The sequence below is a fragment of the Aquitalea sp. ASV11 genome, assembly GCF_016429185.1.
Classification (GTDB): domain Bacteria; phylum Pseudomonadota; class Gammaproteobacteria; order Burkholderiales; family Chromobacteriaceae; genus Aquitalea; species Aquitalea pelogenes.
The window spans coordinates 40,391-55,866 of the sequence record NZ_JAELUD010000008.1 but is presented as its reverse complement, the minus strand read 5'-3'; the positions used below and the strand labels follow the sequence as shown (position 1 = coordinate 55,866).

Below are 15,476 nucleotides of genomic sequence, written 5' to 3'. Positions count from 1 at the left end.
CGGACTCAGTCCGGGTTTTTTTGTATCGGGGGAAACAAGATGAATAAAGTGCCACCACTGGTGTTGCCCAAGGTTGAATTCAACCGTGAATTCAGTTTCAGCGATGCGGACTTCGAGCGTATTCGCAAACTGATTTACAAGGAAGCCGGTATTTCGCTGAACCCGTCCAAGAAGGACATGGTGTACGGCCGCCTGGTAAGACGCATCCGTGAGCTGAAGCTGGCCACCTTTGCCGCCTATGTGGATTATCTCGAGTCGGTCTCCGGCAAGCGCGAGTTCGAGCAGTTTGTGAATGCCCTCACCACCAACCTCACCTTCTTTTTCCGCGAAGAACACCACTTCCCGATTCTGGCGGATCACCTCAAGCAAAGGGCGGCGGCAGGTGCCAGTGAGCTGTCCATCTGGTGCGCGGCATCCTCCACCGGCGAAGAACCGTATTCGCTGGCCATTACCGCGCTGGAGGCCTTCCCGCTGTCCGGCAAGCCTGCCATCAGCATCATGGCCACCGACCTGGATACCAGCGTGCTGGAAACCGGCCGCAAGGGTATTTATCCGGAAGACAAGATTGCCCGCCTGCCGCCCGGACATGCGCACAAGTATTTCGACAAACTGCCGGATGGCACCTATCAGGCCAAGGCGGTGCTGCGCAACATGATTACCTTCCAGCGCCTGAACCTGATCGAAAACAACTGGGCACTGCGCAAGCAGTTCGATGCCATTTTCTGCCGCAACGTGATGATTTATTTCGATCGCGACACCCAGTTTGCCGTGCTGAAAAAGTTTGCCCCGCTACTGAAGCCTGATGGCCTGCTGTTTGTCGGCCACTCGGAAAACTTCTATTTCGCCTCGGACTACTTCCAGCTGCGCGGCAAGACGGTGTATCAGCACACACCGAAAAAGTAGCGTTTCCCCCATTGAGCCCTGCTGCGCTGCGGCGTAGTATCCGGGGTCTCAATCGGCTGAGCCGGACGGGCAAGCATGACTTGCCCGTTGTCACGTCTGCTGGAGTCAACATGAAGGTAGCTGTGCTGGGATCAGGCGTGGTGGGGGTATCCACCGCCTGGTTTCTGGCCCGTGCAGGGCATGAGGTAGTGGTGCTGGACCGCGCCAGCGGGCCGGCACGTGAAACCAGTTTCGCCAATGGCGGGCAAATTTCCGTCAGCCAGTCCGAGCCCTGGGCCAACCAGGCCGCCCCCTGGCAAATCCTGCAGTGGCTATTGCGCGATGATGCCCCGCTATTGTTCCGCCTGCGGCTGGACCCGGCCCAGTGGCGCTGGTGCTGGCAGTTCCTGCTGGAATGCCGCGCCAGCCGTGCCGAACGCAATATGCGCCAGATGCTGGCGCTGGGCCGCTACAGTCGCGATACCCTGCAAATGCTGCGTGCTGAGCTGAACCTGGATTACCAGCAGCAAACGCGCGGCATTGTGTCCTTGTTTCATACCCAGCGCCAGCTGGACGAGGCCGCCCATGTGGCCGCGCAAATGCGCGAGCTGGGCATGGACAAGCACATCATCAGCCGTGAAGAACTGGCACGCATCGAGCCGGCACTGGCCGGCATTGCTCCCACGCTGGCCGGTGCCAGCTACTGCCCGTCGGACGAATCCGGGGATGTGCATCTGTATACCTGCGCCATGGCCGAGCATGCGGCGCGTGCCGGGGTGGAGTTCCGTTTCAATACCCGCATCAATGCGCTGGAAACTGATAATGGCCGCATCAGCGGCGTGTCGGTCAATCTGCCGGAGGGTAATTACCGCCGTGTGACTGCCGACGCCTACGTGCTGGCGCTGGGCAGTTATTCGCCCTTGCTGGCGGCACCGTTGGGGCTGCGCCTGCCCATCTACCCATGGAAGGGCTATTCCGCCACTTTGCCCCTGCGCGACCCGGCCACGGCCCCGCTGGCCAGCATTACCGACGAAGCCTACAAGGTGGTTATCTCGCGTCTGGGCACGCGGCTACGCATTGCCGGGACGGCGGAGCTGGCCGGTTACTCCAGCAGCCTGAATGCGGTGCGCTGCCAGGCGCTGATCAAACGCGGCCAGGCCTTGATGCCCGAGGTGGCCGACTGGGACGCCGCCGAGTTCTGGAGCGGCTTGCGCCCGGCTACGCCCGGCAATGTGCCGCTGATCGGCCGCAGCCGCTATCCCAATCTCTACTTCAATACCGGGCACGGCACGCTGGGCTGGACCGAAGGCGCGGGCAGCGGCAGGGCGCTGGCGGAAATCATCAGCGGCCGTACCCCACCCATCGATTTTGCCTTTCAGGGTGTTTGATCCGGCGCAGCGGGTAGCAGGGCAGCAATGCTAAAATGCCGGCCTGCATTATTTCATTTTCTAACTGGAGTCGGACCATGCGTATCGGAACCCCGCACAGCGCCACTGCGCTGCGTGTCATGCTGCTGGGCAGCGGCGAGCTGGGCAAGGAAGTTGTCATTGCATTGCAGCGCCTGGGGGTGGAAACCATTGCGGTAGACCGCTACGCCGGCGCTCCGGCCATGCAGGTGGCGCACAGCAGCCATGTCATCAATATGTCGGATGCCGCCGCACTGCGTGCTCTGGTGGAGCAGGTGCGCCCGCATCTGATCGTGCCGGAAATCGAAGCCATTGCCACCGAAGAGCTGCTACGCATCGAGGCTGACGGTCTGGCCGAGGTAATCCCCACCGCCCGTGCTACCAACCTCACCATGAACCGCGAAGGCATCCGCTGTCTGGCGGCGGACGAGCTGGGCCTGCCCACTTCGCCGTTTGCCTTTGCTTCCTCGCTGGACGAATTGCAGCAGGCCATCGACGCCGGTATCGGCTACCCCTGCCTGGTGAAGCCGGTGATGTCCTCCAGCGGCAAGGGCCAGTCGCTGCTGCGTGGCCCGGATGATGTGGCCAAAGCCTGGGAATATGCCGTCAGTGCCGGTCGCGTTGACAAGGGCCGGGTGATTGTCGAAGGTTTTATCGACTTTGATTACGAAATCACCCAGCTCACCGTGCGTGCCAGCGATGGTCAGGGCGGTATTGCCACCCACTTCTGCGACCCCATCGGCCATCTGCAAAAGAACGGCGACTACGTGGAAAGCTGGCAGCCGCAGCCGATGAGCGAACTGGCACTGCTGCGCGCCCGTGAAATGGCCAAGGCTGTAACCGATGCGCTGGGCGGACGTGGCCTGTTCGGGGTGGAGCTGTTCGTCAAGGGCGATCAGGTATGGTTCTCCGAAGTCAGCCCGCGCCCGCACGATACCGGGCTGGTGACACTGGCTACCCAGCGCTTCTCCGAATTCGAGCTGCATGCGCGTGCCATTCTGGGCCTGCCGGTGGATGCCAGCCTGCGCAGCGCCGGTGCCTCGGCGGTGATTTACGGTGGCATGGAAGAGCAGGGCATTGCCTTTGAAGGCGTGGCCGAAGCACTGGCGGTGCCGGGTGCCGACCTGCGCCTGTTCGGCAAGCCGGAAAGCTTTGTCCGCCGCCGCATGGGCGTGGCGGTGGCGCAGGCTGATGATGTGGCTACCGCGCGTGAGCGTGCCTTGCTGGCCGCCTCGCTGGTCAAGCCGGTAAAGGACTGAGCCATGCAGGAAATGACGCCATACGAGCTGATGGGTGGTGAAGGCGTGGTGCGCTGGCTCACCAACCGCTTCTACGACATCATGGACAGCGACCCTTCGGTCAAGGTGCTGCGCGACATGCATCCGGCTGATTTGGCCGGTTCGCGCGAAAAGCTGTTCATGTTCCTGTCCGGCTGGCTGGGCGGGCCGGGCTTGTATATGGAAAAGTTTGGTCATCCGCGCCTGCGCATGCGCCACATGCCGTTTGCCGTGGACGGGGAAATGCGCGACCAGTGGATGCAGTGCATGACCCAGGCAGTGAACGAACTGCTGGTGGAGGACTGGCTCAAGGCCAAGCTGCTGGAAGCCTTCTATAACACCGCAGACTTCATGCGCAATCAGGAAGGGTAAGCGCCGGTCTGATTCAACGTAACCGGATAACCCTCTGCGCGGTAATTGCCGGCAGAGGGTTTTTGTTTATCTGTTGTCGGTCAACGGCGGAATGGAATAGGTGCCGGTGACATGTGCCACCGGCTCGTCACTGCCCGCAGAGTACAACAGCACTTCACCCACGGCCAGGCGTTTGCCCAGTTTGAGGATGCGGCCTTCGGCAATCACATCTTCCTGCGGCGACTTGCGCAGGAAATTGATATTCAGGCTGGTAGTCACTGCCAGCTCCACCTTGCCTATCATGCCTAGTACCACGGCATACAGGGTGGCATCGGCCAGTGCCATCAGGGCCGGGCCGGCAATGGTGCCACCGGGGCGGATCAGGTCGGGGTTGAAGTGCATGCGCATGCGGGCGGTGCCATGGGCAATGTCCTCGGTACGCATGCCGAACAGTTTGACCAGCGGCAGTTCGCTGTCGATCAAGGCCTGGAATTCTGCAACGCTGATCTGGCTCATGAGGTTTCTCTGAAAAAAGGCAGAGACACATGCTGCATGACCATTACGTTAACGTCAATTTGCGACCGTCAGACAGCGCATGAAGGCCACCGGACAATCTGTCCTGAAAAAATCAGCGCGGACGGTGACCACGCTCGATCAGCACGCCAACGCGGCGCACGCCGGGTAAAATTCCCAGCTTGGTGACGGAAACCTGTACCCAGGGCGCGCCAAAGTCTTCACGAATCACCTTGGCGATATATTCGGCCAGCGCTTCGAGCAGCAGGAAGTGCTGTTCCGACAGTGCCTTGCGCAAGCGTTCCACCACCACGCCATAGTGAATGGTGTCGCCGATATTGTCGGTGTGGCAGGGCACTTCACTGGGAATGCCGATTTCCAGGTCGATTTCGATGGTTTGCGGATTTTTCCGCTCCCACTCATAAACACCGATAATGGTGTCGGCGCGTACTTCGCGCAGGAAAATGATGTCCATTGCTATGCCGGGAGTTGGGCTTTGTCGCCCGATACCGTAAAATCCGAAGCCTTCTATTCTAATGGATACACCATGACCACGACAGCATTTGCCTTCATTGTTGCGGCCTACCTGCTGGGCTCGCTGTCTTTTGCCGTGATCGTGAGCAAGGCCATGGGCATGGCCGACCCGCGCAGCTACGGCTCGGGCAACCCCGGTGCCACCAATGTGTTGCGTACCGGCAAGAAACTTGCCGCCGTGCTGACCTTGCTGGGTGATGGAGCCAAGGGCTGGGTGGCAGTGGCGCTGACGGCCTGGTTCGGCCCGCAATACGGACTGGGCGAGCAGGCCATTGCCATGTCGGCACTGGCGGTGCTGATCGGCCACATGTGGCCGGTATTCTTCGGCTTCAAGGGCGGCAAGGGTGTGGCCACCGCGGTGGGCGTGCTGTTCGGTTTCAATATCTGGCTGGCACTGGCCGCCATTGCCACCTGGCTGTTCATGGCTTTTGTGGTGAAGATTTCCTCGCTGTCCGCCATCGTGGCCTGCGTGATGGTGCCGGTGTATGCCTATTTCATCGTGCAGCCGTCCTCGCCGTATTTTGGCACCTGCATCATCATTGCCATCCTGGTGATTCACCGCCACAAATCCAACCTGATCAAGCTGTTGACCGGGCAGGAAGGCAAGATTGGCGAGAAGGCCGAGAAAAAGGGCAATTAGTCGCTTGCCGACAAACCAAAAAGCCACCGCATGCGGTGGCTTTTTTTGCAGCCTTTGGCCATCAGCCGTCGGACAGTACCTTCACATGGGCGGTTACGCTGCGCGCCAGCGAGGACAAGTCATAGCCGCCCTCCAGTACCGAGACGATGCGGCCATCGGCATACTGGTCGGCAATCTGCATCAGGTGGCGGGTCACCCATTCATAATCCGCTTCCACCAGTCCCAGTGAACCCATATCATCCTCGCGGTGGGCATCAAACCCGGCAGAGATAAAGATCATCTGCGGCTGGAAGTCGTGCAGGCTGGGCAGCCACACGTTTTCCACCACTTCGCGGAATTCCCGCCCGGTGCTGCCCGCCTTCAGCGGCACGTTAACCATGTTCGGCCCTACCGGGTTGTCACCGCAGTAAGGGTAGAAGGGGTGCTGGAAGATGGACACCATCATCACGCGCGGGTCGTCACGGAAGATGTCTTCGGTGCCGTTGCCGTGATGCACGTCGAAGTCGATCACCGCAATCCGTTCGAACTTGTAGGTGGACAGCGCATGGGCAATGCCGACGGCGATATTGTTGAAGAAGCAGAATCCCATCGCCTTGTCGTGCTCGGCATGGTGGCCGGGCGGGCGAATGGCACAGAAGGCATTGGGTGCCTTGTCCTCGCACACCATTTCCACCGCCTTGATTACCGCGCCGGCGGCGCGACGTGCGGCAGGCAAGGTGCCCGGTGCCATGGCGGTGTCCGGGTCCATGCGAAAGGTGCCAACCGATGGCGCACAGGCCTCGATGTATTCCACATAGCGTGGCGGGTGCACCCGGGCCAATTGCTGCTCGGTGACCTCCGGTGCTTCCACCTCATGCAGGCTGTCGTAAATCTGTGCGGCCATCAGTTGATCCTTGATGGCAACCAGGCGTTCCGGGCATTCCGGGTGGCCCACCCCCATATTGTGCTGCAGGCAGACAGAATGGGTGATGTAGGCAGTGAGTCCGTTTCTCTGTAGACGGTTTTTGAGCCAAGTTAACACGAGCGTTTCCTTGTTGCGTACGATTGTTTGCGTACAATGGACGCGAGTTTTATCTTTATGTATTTTCGATAAATACTGCGCGCAACCGGGTCCAAATGCAATCACTCAGCCTTGCCTATCGTCAACTGAACACGCTTATCCTGGGGAAGTCTCGCGCCGTCCGGCTGGCGCTGACCTGCCTGATCGCCCGGGGCCACCTGCTGATCGAGGACGTGCCCGGCGTGGGGAAAACCACGCTTGCCCATGGTCTGGCGGCGGTACTGGGGTTGCATTACCAGCGTGTGCAATTCACCAGCGACCTGCTGCCTGCCGACATTCTCGGCGTCAATATCTACCAGCGCGATAGTGGCAGCTTCCGCTTTCACCAGGGACCGGTATTCAGCCAGCTGTTATTGGCCGATGAAATCAACCGTGCCTCGCCCAAGGTGCAATCTGCCTTGCTGGAAGCCATGGAAGAGCGTCAGGTCTCGATTGATGGTGAAAGTCATCCGCTGCCCCAGCCGTTTTTTGTGATTGCCACCCAGAACCCGTCCGAGCAGCTGGGGACTTTTCCGTTGCCGGAGTCGCAGCTGGACCGTTTCCTGATGCGGATTTCGCTTGGCTATCCTGCAGCCGATGCCGAGCGGGCATTGCTGCTGGGACAAGACCGGCGCAGCTTGCTGGCAGACATGACTCCCTGCTTGCAGGGCGATGGTTTGTTGCAACTGCAGCAGAAGGCAGCCGCGCTGACGGTCACTGCCGATCTGGCTGATTATGTGCTGGCACTATTGCAGGCTACCCGGCAGGAAAGCAGTTTCCTGACCGGCCTGAGTCCGCGTGCCGGGCTGGCCTTGCTGTCCGCGGCCAGGGCATGGGCGATGCTGGAAGGGCGTGACCACGTATTGCCGGAAGATGTTAAAGCCATTTTCCCGGCAGTGGCCGGCCATCGTCTGGGTTTGACCGGGGATGCCACGGCCAGCCTCACCGCCTTGCTCGACCATGTTGCCATTCCGTAAGCGCCTGCGTAGCTGGTGGTGGCGGCGTCTGCCGCAGGAGGCGGTCTGCCGGCTGAGCCAGCGGCGTATCTATCTGCTGCCCACCCGTTTTGGTTTGCTGTTGTTGCTGGTGGCCGCTGCAGTGTGGGTGGGCGCGCTCAATTACGCGGTCAGCCTGGCTTACGGGCTGGCATTCTGGATCATCAGCCTGTTGTTGCTTGCCGTGCTGATGGCCTACCGGCAATTGGCCGGCCTGCAATTGCAGGTGGAAGCCGGGGAAAACACTTTTCTTGGGCAGGTGGCCAACTGCCGTCTATTGCTGATCAATCAGGCTGGTGTGGAGCGACAAATACATCTGTGGGCAGAAGCAGGAGAAAGCGCTGTACATTGCCAGCTACCGGCGGGTGGCCAGCAGTCGGTCAGCATTCCGCTGTTGCTCAATCGGCGTGGGCCGCATGCTTATCCGGTGCTGCAAATATGGAGCACCGCTCCTTTTGGCCTGATTCGTGCCTTCTCCTGGTGGCGCCCTGACGCCACTGTGCTGGCCTACCCACACCCTTTGCCAGACCACATCCGTCATGCTGATGGCTTGCAAGCGGGCAAAGGGCGCAGTGGGGGAGAGGATGAGGAGGATTTTTCCCATCTGGCTGAATATCAGGCGGGCGATACGCCACGCCAGATTGCCTGGAGCATGCTGGCGCGGCGCGATGTATTGGCCAGCAAACGCTTTGTCAGCCAGCCGCGTGGCCATGCCGTGCACGAGCTGGCCTGGCAGGATTACCCGGCATCACTGGACGTGGAAACCCGGCTGTCCCGTTTGTGCTGGCGCCTGTTGCAGTGCGAGAAGGCCGGCCAGCGCTATCGCGTGCGTTTGCCCGATACGGTGATCGAACCGCAGGCAGGTCAACGGGAAAGGGCATTGGCCGCACTGGCCAACTGCTCACTGCCATCATGAAACATTCTTTGTTCCGCCTCGCTGAAATGGCGGTGCTACTGGCCGTGGCGCTGGTCATCGTCCCCTTGTTGTTCTATCTGCCGTTCTGGTTACCGGCCCTGGTCGAGCTCATGCTGTTGCTGCGCGCATGCCTGCTGCTGCGCCAGTCTCGCTTGCCTGGTTTGGCTGTGCTTCTGCCCTTGCTGGTGTTGGCAGCGGCTGGTGTATGGCTGAATCTGAATACCCTGATTGGCCGGGAAGGTGGAGCAGCATTGTTGATCCTGCTCTTGGGCTTCAAGGTTTTTGAGTCCCGCCAGCAGCGTGACTGGCAAGTCGTCCTGGCGCTGGGTTTTTTCCTGAGCGCCATCCCCTTGTTATTCGATCAGAGCCCCTGGTCCGCGTTGTGGCTGGTCATCAGCCTGCTCGCCTTGACCTGGGCCATGTTGCGACTGGCCGGGGATATTCCATCAGGCAGTGCCCGCACCGCGGTACAAGCCTTGTTGCTGTCCTTGCCGCTGATGCTGGTGTTGTTTGTGGTGATGCCGCGTTTGCCCGGCCCCTTGTGGAGCATGCCGCACGATAGTCATATCGCGCAGACCGGCCTGTCCGACAGCATGGAGCCAGGCAGTATCAGCCAGCTGGTGCAACGTGAAGATGCCGCATTTTCAGTGGTGTTTTCCGGCCAGGCACCAGCCGTCAGCCAGATGTATTGGCGCATCATGATCCTGGACGATTTTGATGGCCGTCGCTGGCAGAACGTACATGGCTTGCAGCAAGAGACTGTGCAATTGCAAGGCGGTCAGCTTATTCCTTACCGTTTGACCGGCAAGCCCGTCCGCTCCCGGCTCCCCTTGCTGGAGTACCCTTTGCAAGCACCCGGAGGCGGCGTGCTGGAGCCGGGCCGGCTATTGCGCCTGGCCAGTGACAGCGATGACATGGTGCGCATCGATGCTGCAAGCCTGCTTGGCAGTCATTACCGCCAGTCTCTGAGCCAGAGCGATCAGGATTTCTACCGCCGCCTGCCTCCGGGCAATCCGGCCAGTCGGCAGTTGGCGATGCAATGGCGCATGCAAAGTCAGGATGATGCCGGTTTTGTGCACGAGGCCCTGCTGCATTTCCGTCTGAACGGTTATCGCTATACCTTGACGCCGCCCTTGCTGGAAGGTGACAACACGACCGATGCCTTCCTGTTTTCCAGCCGTCAGGGCTTTTGCGAGCATTACGCCTCGGCCTTTGCATTCCTGGCCCGGGCTGCTGGCATTCCGGCCCGGGTAGTTACCGGTTACCAGGGCGCGCAGTACAACCCGGTTGGCCGGTTCTGGCAAGTGCGCTCCTCAGATGCCCATGCCTGGGTCGAAGTATGGTTGAAGGAAAGCGGTGAGTGGCTGCGGGTCGATCCGACGGCGGCGGTTGCGCCACAACGGGTCAGTGATGGTGTCAGCCAAAGCATTCCCTCATTGCAGCCTGCCATGCCCTTGATGGGCAGCCGTATCCCTGGCTGGTTGCTGCCTCTGCAGCAAAGCTGGCAGGCTGCCGGCTTTGCCTGGCAGCAGTGGGTGGTGGGCTACGATGCCACCCGACAGCTCAATCTGTACCGTTTGCTGGGCCTTGGTGAGGCGGTGGATGCCGCAGCCGTCTTGCGCGCATTGCTTTTAGGTGGTGCTCTGGGTTTGTTGCCATTGTTGTGGTGGTGGCGCAGGCGACCCGCGATGGCACCATTGCAAGTGGGCCGCAACTTGTTGGTGGCTGCATTGCACTGTCACGGCATCACGATTCTGCCCAGTGACGGGCCGCTGGACATGCTTAACAAGGCTGCGCATCTGCCAAAGGACGTGCGTGTCCTGCTCAAGCAATTGCTCAAGGAGTATGCCGCCATGCGTTATCGGCATGCAGAATTGCCAGTCAGGCAAGTGCAGGCCTGGCTTGGGCAAGTGCGCCGTTTTGCGCAGCAGGCTCGCAAGCAAAGGCGGCACAGCTGAGTGAATGAATGTACCGGATTTCGGGGAGGACTACGGCGACGTTTGCCTGAGGATACTAGTCGTGTGTCTTGTCGCAGACAAACAAAAACCCCGCCGTTACGGGCGGGGTCATGCTGCGGTTGGCAGGGCTGGTAAAGCGCGATGTTTACAGGACAAAATCGCGTGAAATACCCTTGCGGCGCAGAATGCGACGCAGTTGCTCCAGCCCTTCTATCTGAATCTGGCGCACGCGTTCCCGGGTCAGGTTAAGCGCAGCAGCCAGCTCCTCCAGCGTGCAGATTTCATGACCGTTCAGGCCATAGCGGCGCTCGATCACCATGCACTGCTTGTCATTGAGCTGTGCCAGCCATTCCTTGACGAAGAGTTCCAGCTGGTTGTTATGCAACTGGATTTCAGGCTCTTCATGTTGTTCATCAGGGATGGACTCACCAATGGACAGCATCGGGTCAATGTCGAGCGGGGCATCCAGTGAAGCCATGCGTTCGTTCAGATTCATGACCTTGCGCACATCTTCCACCGGTTTGCCGACATGCTGGGCAATTTCTTCCAGTGTCGGTTCACGTCCCATCCGGCTTTCCAGTTGGCGGGAAGCACGCAGGTAGACGTTCAGCTCCTTGATGACATGAACCGGCAGACGGATGGTGCGTGACTGGTTCATGATGGCCCGTTCGATACTCTGACGAATCCACCACGTTGCATAGGTTGAGAAACGGAAGCCGCGTTCCGGATCAAACTTTTCCAGTGCATGCATCAGCCCGATATTGCCCTCTTCGATCAGATCAAGCAGCGCAAGGCCGCGATTGATGTAATGTTTGGCAATATTGACCACCAGACGCAGATTGTGCTCGATCATTTTCTGACGGGCATCAAAATCGCCAGTGACTACACGGCGTGCCAGTTCCAGTTCCTGGGCTGGTGTCAGCAAGGCATTGTTTCCGATGTCGTTAAGGTAAATCTGGGTGACATCGGCCACTTCCTCGGTCACGCTCTGACGTTCGGCAGCCTCTTCGGTTTCTGCTTCAGCGGCAACGTCTTCGGCAACTTCTTCTTCAAGAACTTCCTCTTCTTCGAGGATATCGCTGTCTTGGTTCATTATTTCCCCCCGCTACGGTGGATCCTGGCAGAGGGAAATACCTCTGTTCAGGACTTGTTGTCTAGGTACTGCATCGGATCAACCGGTTTCCCGAAGCGGCGGATCTCAAAATGCAGTTTTACCTGATCGGCATCAGTATTACCCATTTCGGCAATCTTTTGCCCTTTCCTGACAGACTGGCCCTCCTTGACCATCAACTGACTGTTATGAGCGTATGCAGACAGAAAAGTCTTGTTGTGCTTGATGATGATGAGTTTACCGTAGCCCCTCAAGCCATTTCCGCTGTAAACGACCTTGCCATCGCCTGCAGCTATGACACTTTGACCTGCACGACCACTGATATCGACACCTTTATTGCTTTCCGAATAACCGCGTATCACTTTTCCTTCGGTTGGCCAACCCCAGGCGACTGCATCTTCACTTGTTGTTGCCTGAGATTTTTCTTCAATTTTGTTCTTATTTTCCGATATTGCAGCTGGAGTACTACTGTCCTTTTTGTCGGATTGACTGTTTGCGGACGTCATCGCAGCTACTTTGGGTGGCATTGTCTTTTTATTGCCACTTCCTTCGCTCTGTTGTGCCAGTGTTTTGGCAGTTTCTTCCGAATAAGGCAGTTTCAGTGCCTTCGGATAATTTTTGCTGCCAGCGGCAGGATTACCACTTTCTATGGTGGCTTGTTCTGGTTTTGGTTGTTCTGTTGCCGGTACCGTCGTTTGTTGTTTCAGGACGGGTTGGGGCTGGGCTTCATTATTGGCCGGTGGCGTCAGACGTAACACCTGACCAACCTTGATATTGTTGTCTGACAGATTATTCCATGCAGCAACATCTTTGTATTTCAAACCATTATTCAGCGAAATGCGAAACAGGTTTTCACCTGCCTGAACAACATGTGTCTTTTCTGCTGAATCATTGCCCAATTTCTTGGCAGTCAGTCCGCTGCCGCTCTTGTAGGGCGTTGCCACGGCAGTGTCTGCTGCAACTGGTGCCTGGGGCTTGCTGGTCGTGCTCGTTATCGTTGCCACCGGAGCGGGGCGGGCTGACTCAACCGGTGCTGCCTGTTGCGCCATGCTGCTGCAACCTGCCAGAACAACGGAGGTTAACGATGCGGTCAGCCAATGCTTTGAATGCTGTTTATGCATGCCTATGGATTTTATATGTCAGTTAATTGAGGTTTGTAAACATTTACACTTGGTATGTGTTGTGTTTTTGCAAGAATTAGTTACGACCGGGCAGGAGTGGTACAAACTTGACCGGGTCCAGTCTGGTCTTTTGCAAACCCTGCGTGGTCTTCTCCAGCAGCCACAAATACTGCTCGGCTTCACCGACCGGCATGATCAGCCTGCCGCCTTCTGCCAATTGTTCGACCAGTGCTTCCGGAATGTTGCGAGCCGCCGCTGTCATGATGATGCCTTCGAACGGTGCTGCTTCCGGTAGCCCGAAGTGACCATCACCATGAACCAGCCGGGCGTGAACCAGTTTGGCTGCACGCAGATTCCGTCTTGCTTTGTCCAGCAGGGCCGAGAGTCGTTCAATCGAATACACTTCAGCCCCGGTCTTGAGCAATACGGCTGTCTGGTAGCCGCATCCCGTGCCGATTTCCAGCACCTTGCCAGGCTTGCGACCGGCAAGTAGCACTTCAGTCATGCGCGCTACGGTCAGCGGCTGCGAAATGGTCTGGCCATGACCGATGGGGAGGGATACATCGTCATAGGCGCGTGTTGCCAATGCCTGATCGACAAACAGGTGACGTGGCACATCAGACATGGCACCAAGGACACGTTCGTCCTGAATGCCGGATTGTCGCAGGCGCTCCACCATGCGTTTGCGGGTACGGTCAGACAGCATGCCATAGGCTTGGCTGTCTTGTGTCACGGATGAAGCCATGTATTGATTCCGTCCATTTGGCCAAATGCAGTTAGATCGAGCATGAGCGGAGTCAGCGAGGCATGCTTGCCTGCAATGGCCGCAAAGTCGGTGCCTGGCCCGGCATCTTGTGCCGCTCCCACCGGGCCTACCCAGTATATCGTTTCTCCACGGGGATTCTTGGCTTTGATGACCGGTTCGGCATGATGCCGGTGCCCCAGACGGGTGACTTGCAGCGCTTGCAGCTCGTTGGCAGGGATGTCCGGGACATTGACATTGAGCAGCACGGGGCTGCTCAGTGGATATTGTCGATGGTGTTCCAGCAGTTGCTCCACCACCAGTGCTGCAGTATCGAAGTGCTTGCCGCTATAGCCGGCCAGTGAGACGGCGATGGAGGGAATGCCCAGCAAAAAGCCTTCGCTGGCGGCGGCGACGGTGCCGGAGTAAATGGTGTCATCGCCCATGTTCGGGCCATGGTTTATACCGCTGAAGATCATGTCCGGACGGAAATCCAGCAAGCCGGTCACTGCCAGGTGAACGCAGTCGGTGGGAGTGCCATTGACATAATAAAAGCCGTTGGCTGCCTGGCGGACGGTCAGGGGGCGGTCCAGGGTGAGCGAATTGCTGGCGCCGCTTCGGTCGCGTTCCGGGGCGACCACGACGACTTCGCCATGGCGTGCCAGGGTTTCCGCCAGTACCCGTATGCCGGGTGAGAAATAACCGTCGTCATTGCTGATGAGGAACTTCATGCTCTGCTTCCGGGTTGGACGCATGATTGTATCGCTGCGAGGGAGTGCTGGGAAACCATTGCAGCACATTCAGACAAAGAAAAACCCGCCGCAGCGGGTTGGTCTGATCAGGCGTAGTAGCGCTGGCTGAATTCCAGCATGCGTTCAATCGGGATGCGGGCTGCATCCATTTGTTCCGCCGTGAGGTAGTCGATGCGCAAACCCTCGCCTTGCTGGGCGCGTTTGACCGCTTCGATGGTATTCATCTTCATGTAAGGACAGGAGTTGCACTGGCAACCGGCGTAGATGGGGGCCTGCCGCAGGTCCAGGTCAGGGCGGGCCAGGCCCATGTTGTACAGGATGCCGTCTTCGGTTGCGACAAAGATGACGGCCTTGCTATCACCCTTGAAGGCTTTTACCCAGTTCAGCATGCCGGAGGTGGAGCCAACGTAATCGGCCTTTTTCAGTACCGGCAACGGGCTTTCCGGGTGGGCAATCAGGTATTTTTCACCCGTTGCGGCGGCAAATGCTTCATCCAGCGCTGCTTCGTTGAACTTGTCGTGTACTTCACACACGGCCGACCACAGCGGCATGTCGTAGCCGTATTGGTCGTTCAGGTAGCCGCCCATGTTGCGGTCCGGCGAGAAAATGACTTTTTTGCCTTTGGCATACAGGTGGGCAATGATGTCGTCCACATTGCGGCTGGTGACAATCCAGTCTGACAGTGCCTTGTGTTCTGCGCTGGAGTTGATGTACGACACATGGACATGGTCCGGGTGGCTTTCACGCCATGCCTTGAGTGCAGTGACATCGGTCTGGGTGACCAGCGAACAGGTGGAGCCTGCATCCGGCAGAATGACTTCAGCCTGCGGATTGAGGATTTTGGCGGTTTCTGCCATGAAACGGACACCGGCAAACACAATGATGTCGGCGTTGGCTTCCTTGGCATACAGCGACAGTTCCAGGCTATCGCCCACCTTGTCAGCCATTTGCTGGATTTCCGGCTGGGTGTAGTAGTGGGCAAGGGTGACGACGCGCTTCGTCATGATGGCTGACTCCTGCCCGCTCTGCTTAACGTGATGCAGGCGAGCTGAATTGATATGTTGCAATGCAGTTCCCGTGGACTGCTGAACCGTCAAGGGTAGCAATATTGCAGTGCGATTACCACCGCCAGCTTGTGTGCGATGCGCGGACGGTGGCGGTCTTTGCTATAAAATTCATCTGGGGTGCGCTTGCCCGAGGTCAACATGAGGCGGCAAGGTCTGCGGCAGCATGTCGGTG

16 protein-coding genes are annotated in these 15,476 nt (G+C 58.6%); 8 read left to right on the top strand and 8 right to left on the bottom strand.

Going from position 1 to position 15,476, the window contains the following annotated elements:
- Positions 1-39: 39 nt before the first annotated feature.
- From JHD62_RS04660 to JHD62_RS04645, 4 genes are all read left to right on the top strand, one after another.
- On the top strand, positions 40-903 hold the full coding sequence (locus JHD62_RS04660) for a CheR family methyltransferase (protein WP_199101965.1): 864 nt from the start codon (positions 40-42) through the stop codon (positions 901-903).
- A gap of 110 nt (positions 904-1,013) precedes the next feature.
- On the top strand, positions 1,014-2,270 hold the full coding sequence (locus JHD62_RS04655; RefSeq protein WP_199101964.1) for a D-amino acid dehydrogenase: 1,257 nt from the start codon (positions 1,014-1,016) through the stop codon (positions 2,268-2,270).
- Between the two features lie 77 nt (positions 2,271-2,347).
- On the top strand, positions 2,348-3,547 hold the full coding sequence (purT, locus tag JHD62_RS04650; RefSeq protein WP_062789094.1) for a formate-dependent phosphoribosylglycinamide formyltransferase: 1,200 nt from the start codon (positions 2,348-2,350) through the stop codon (positions 3,545-3,547).
- A gap of 3 nt (positions 3,548-3,550) precedes the next feature.
- A complete protein-coding gene (locus JHD62_RS04645) occupies positions 3,551-3,937 on the top strand; it encodes a group II truncated hemoglobin (protein ID WP_199101963.1) in 387 nt (128 codons plus the stop codon).
- Positions 3,938-4,003: 66 nt separating this feature from the next.
- Here JHD62_RS04645 and JHD62_RS04640 read toward each other — a convergent pair whose 3' ends face one another.
- Entirely contained in the window at positions 4,004-4,432 is a 429-nt protein-coding gene (locus JHD62_RS04640; protein WP_199101962.1) for a PaaI family thioesterase, read from the bottom strand.
- A gap of 112 nt (positions 4,433-4,544) precedes the next feature.
- Positions 4,545-4,904: a dihydroneopterin aldolase gene (locus JHD62_RS04635; RefSeq protein ID WP_045846611.1), complete on the bottom strand. Its 360-nt coding sequence runs from the start codon at positions 4,902-4,904 to the stop codon at positions 4,545-4,547.
- A gap of 72 nt (positions 4,905-4,976) precedes the next feature.
- Between JHD62_RS04635 and plsY the strand changes: the two genes are divergently transcribed.
- Positions 4,977-5,603 carry a glycerol-3-phosphate 1-O-acyltransferase PlsY gene (gene plsY, locus JHD62_RS04630; protein WP_062789095.1) on the top strand — a complete coding sequence of 209 codons (627 nt, stop codon included), beginning with the start codon at positions 4,977-4,979 and terminating at the stop codon, positions 5,601-5,603.
- A 61-nt stretch (positions 5,604-5,664) separates the two neighbouring features.
- Here plsY and JHD62_RS04625 read toward each other — a convergent pair whose 3' ends face one another.
- Positions 5,665-6,624 carry a histone deacetylase family protein gene (locus JHD62_RS04625; RefSeq protein WP_045846609.1) on the bottom strand — a complete coding sequence of 320 codons (960 nt, stop codon included), beginning with the start codon at positions 6,622-6,624 and terminating at the stop codon, positions 5,665-5,667.
- 95 nt (positions 6,625-6,719) lie between these two features.
- Here JHD62_RS04625 and JHD62_RS04620 point away from each other — a divergent pair, with 95 nt between their 5' ends.
- Genes JHD62_RS04620 through JHD62_RS04610 form a run of 3 tightly spaced genes read left to right on the top strand, consistent with a single transcriptional unit; the run spans position 6,720 to position 10,511 of the window.
- Positions 6,720-7,619 carry a MoxR family ATPase gene (locus JHD62_RS04620; RefSeq protein WP_199101961.1) on the top strand — a complete coding sequence of 300 codons (900 nt, stop codon included), beginning with the start codon at positions 6,720-6,722 and terminating at the stop codon, positions 7,617-7,619.
- Positions 7,603-8,553 carry a DUF58 domain-containing protein gene (locus tag JHD62_RS04615; protein ID WP_233160635.1) on the top strand — a complete coding sequence of 317 codons (951 nt, stop codon included), beginning with the start codon at positions 7,603-7,605 and terminating at the stop codon, positions 8,551-8,553. The genes JHD62_RS04620 and JHD62_RS04615 overlap by 17 nt, the downstream gene beginning before the upstream one ends.
- Positions 8,550-10,511 (top strand): DUF3488 and transglutaminase-like domain-containing protein, encoded by a 1,962-nt coding sequence (locus JHD62_RS04610; RefSeq protein WP_199101960.1) that lies wholly within the window; start codon positions 8,550-8,552, stop codon positions 10,509-10,511. Before JHD62_RS04615 ends, JHD62_RS04610 begins: the two co-directional genes overlap by 4 nt.
- Before the next feature lie 145 nt (positions 10,512-10,656).
- Here the strand turns inward: JHD62_RS04610 and rpoS are convergent, their stop codons facing one another.
- From rpoS to nadA, 5 genes are all read right to left on the bottom strand, one after another.
- Entirely contained in the window at positions 10,657-11,604 is a 948-nt protein-coding gene (rpoS, locus tag JHD62_RS04605; RefSeq protein ID WP_199101959.1) for an RNA polymerase sigma factor RpoS, read from the bottom strand.
- 47 nt (positions 11,605-11,651) lie between these two features.
- The gene (locus JHD62_RS04600) at positions 11,652-12,743 is read right to left on the bottom strand and encodes a peptidoglycan DD-metalloendopeptidase family protein (RefSeq protein WP_233160633.1); all 1,092 of its coding nucleotides are present in this window, start codon (positions 12,741-12,743) and stop codon (positions 11,652-11,654) included.
- Positions 12,744-12,819: 76 nt separating this feature from the next.
- Positions 12,820-13,488, bottom strand: coding sequence for a protein-L-isoaspartate(D-aspartate) O-methyltransferase (locus tag JHD62_RS04595; RefSeq protein WP_045846604.1), 669 nt, complete (start codon positions 13,486-13,488; stop codon positions 12,820-12,822).
- Positions 13,473-14,216, bottom strand: coding sequence for a 5'/3'-nucleotidase SurE (gene surE / locus JHD62_RS04590; protein ID WP_199101958.1), 744 nt, complete (start codon positions 14,214-14,216; stop codon positions 13,473-13,475). The genes JHD62_RS04595 and surE overlap by 16 nt, the downstream gene beginning before the upstream one ends.
- A 107-nt stretch (positions 14,217-14,323) precedes the next feature.
- Positions 14,324-15,241: a quinolinate synthase NadA gene (gene nadA / locus JHD62_RS04585; RefSeq protein ID WP_199101957.1), complete on the bottom strand. Its 918-nt coding sequence runs from the start codon at positions 15,239-15,241 to the stop codon at positions 14,324-14,326.
- Positions 15,242-15,476: the final 235 nt, after the last annotated feature.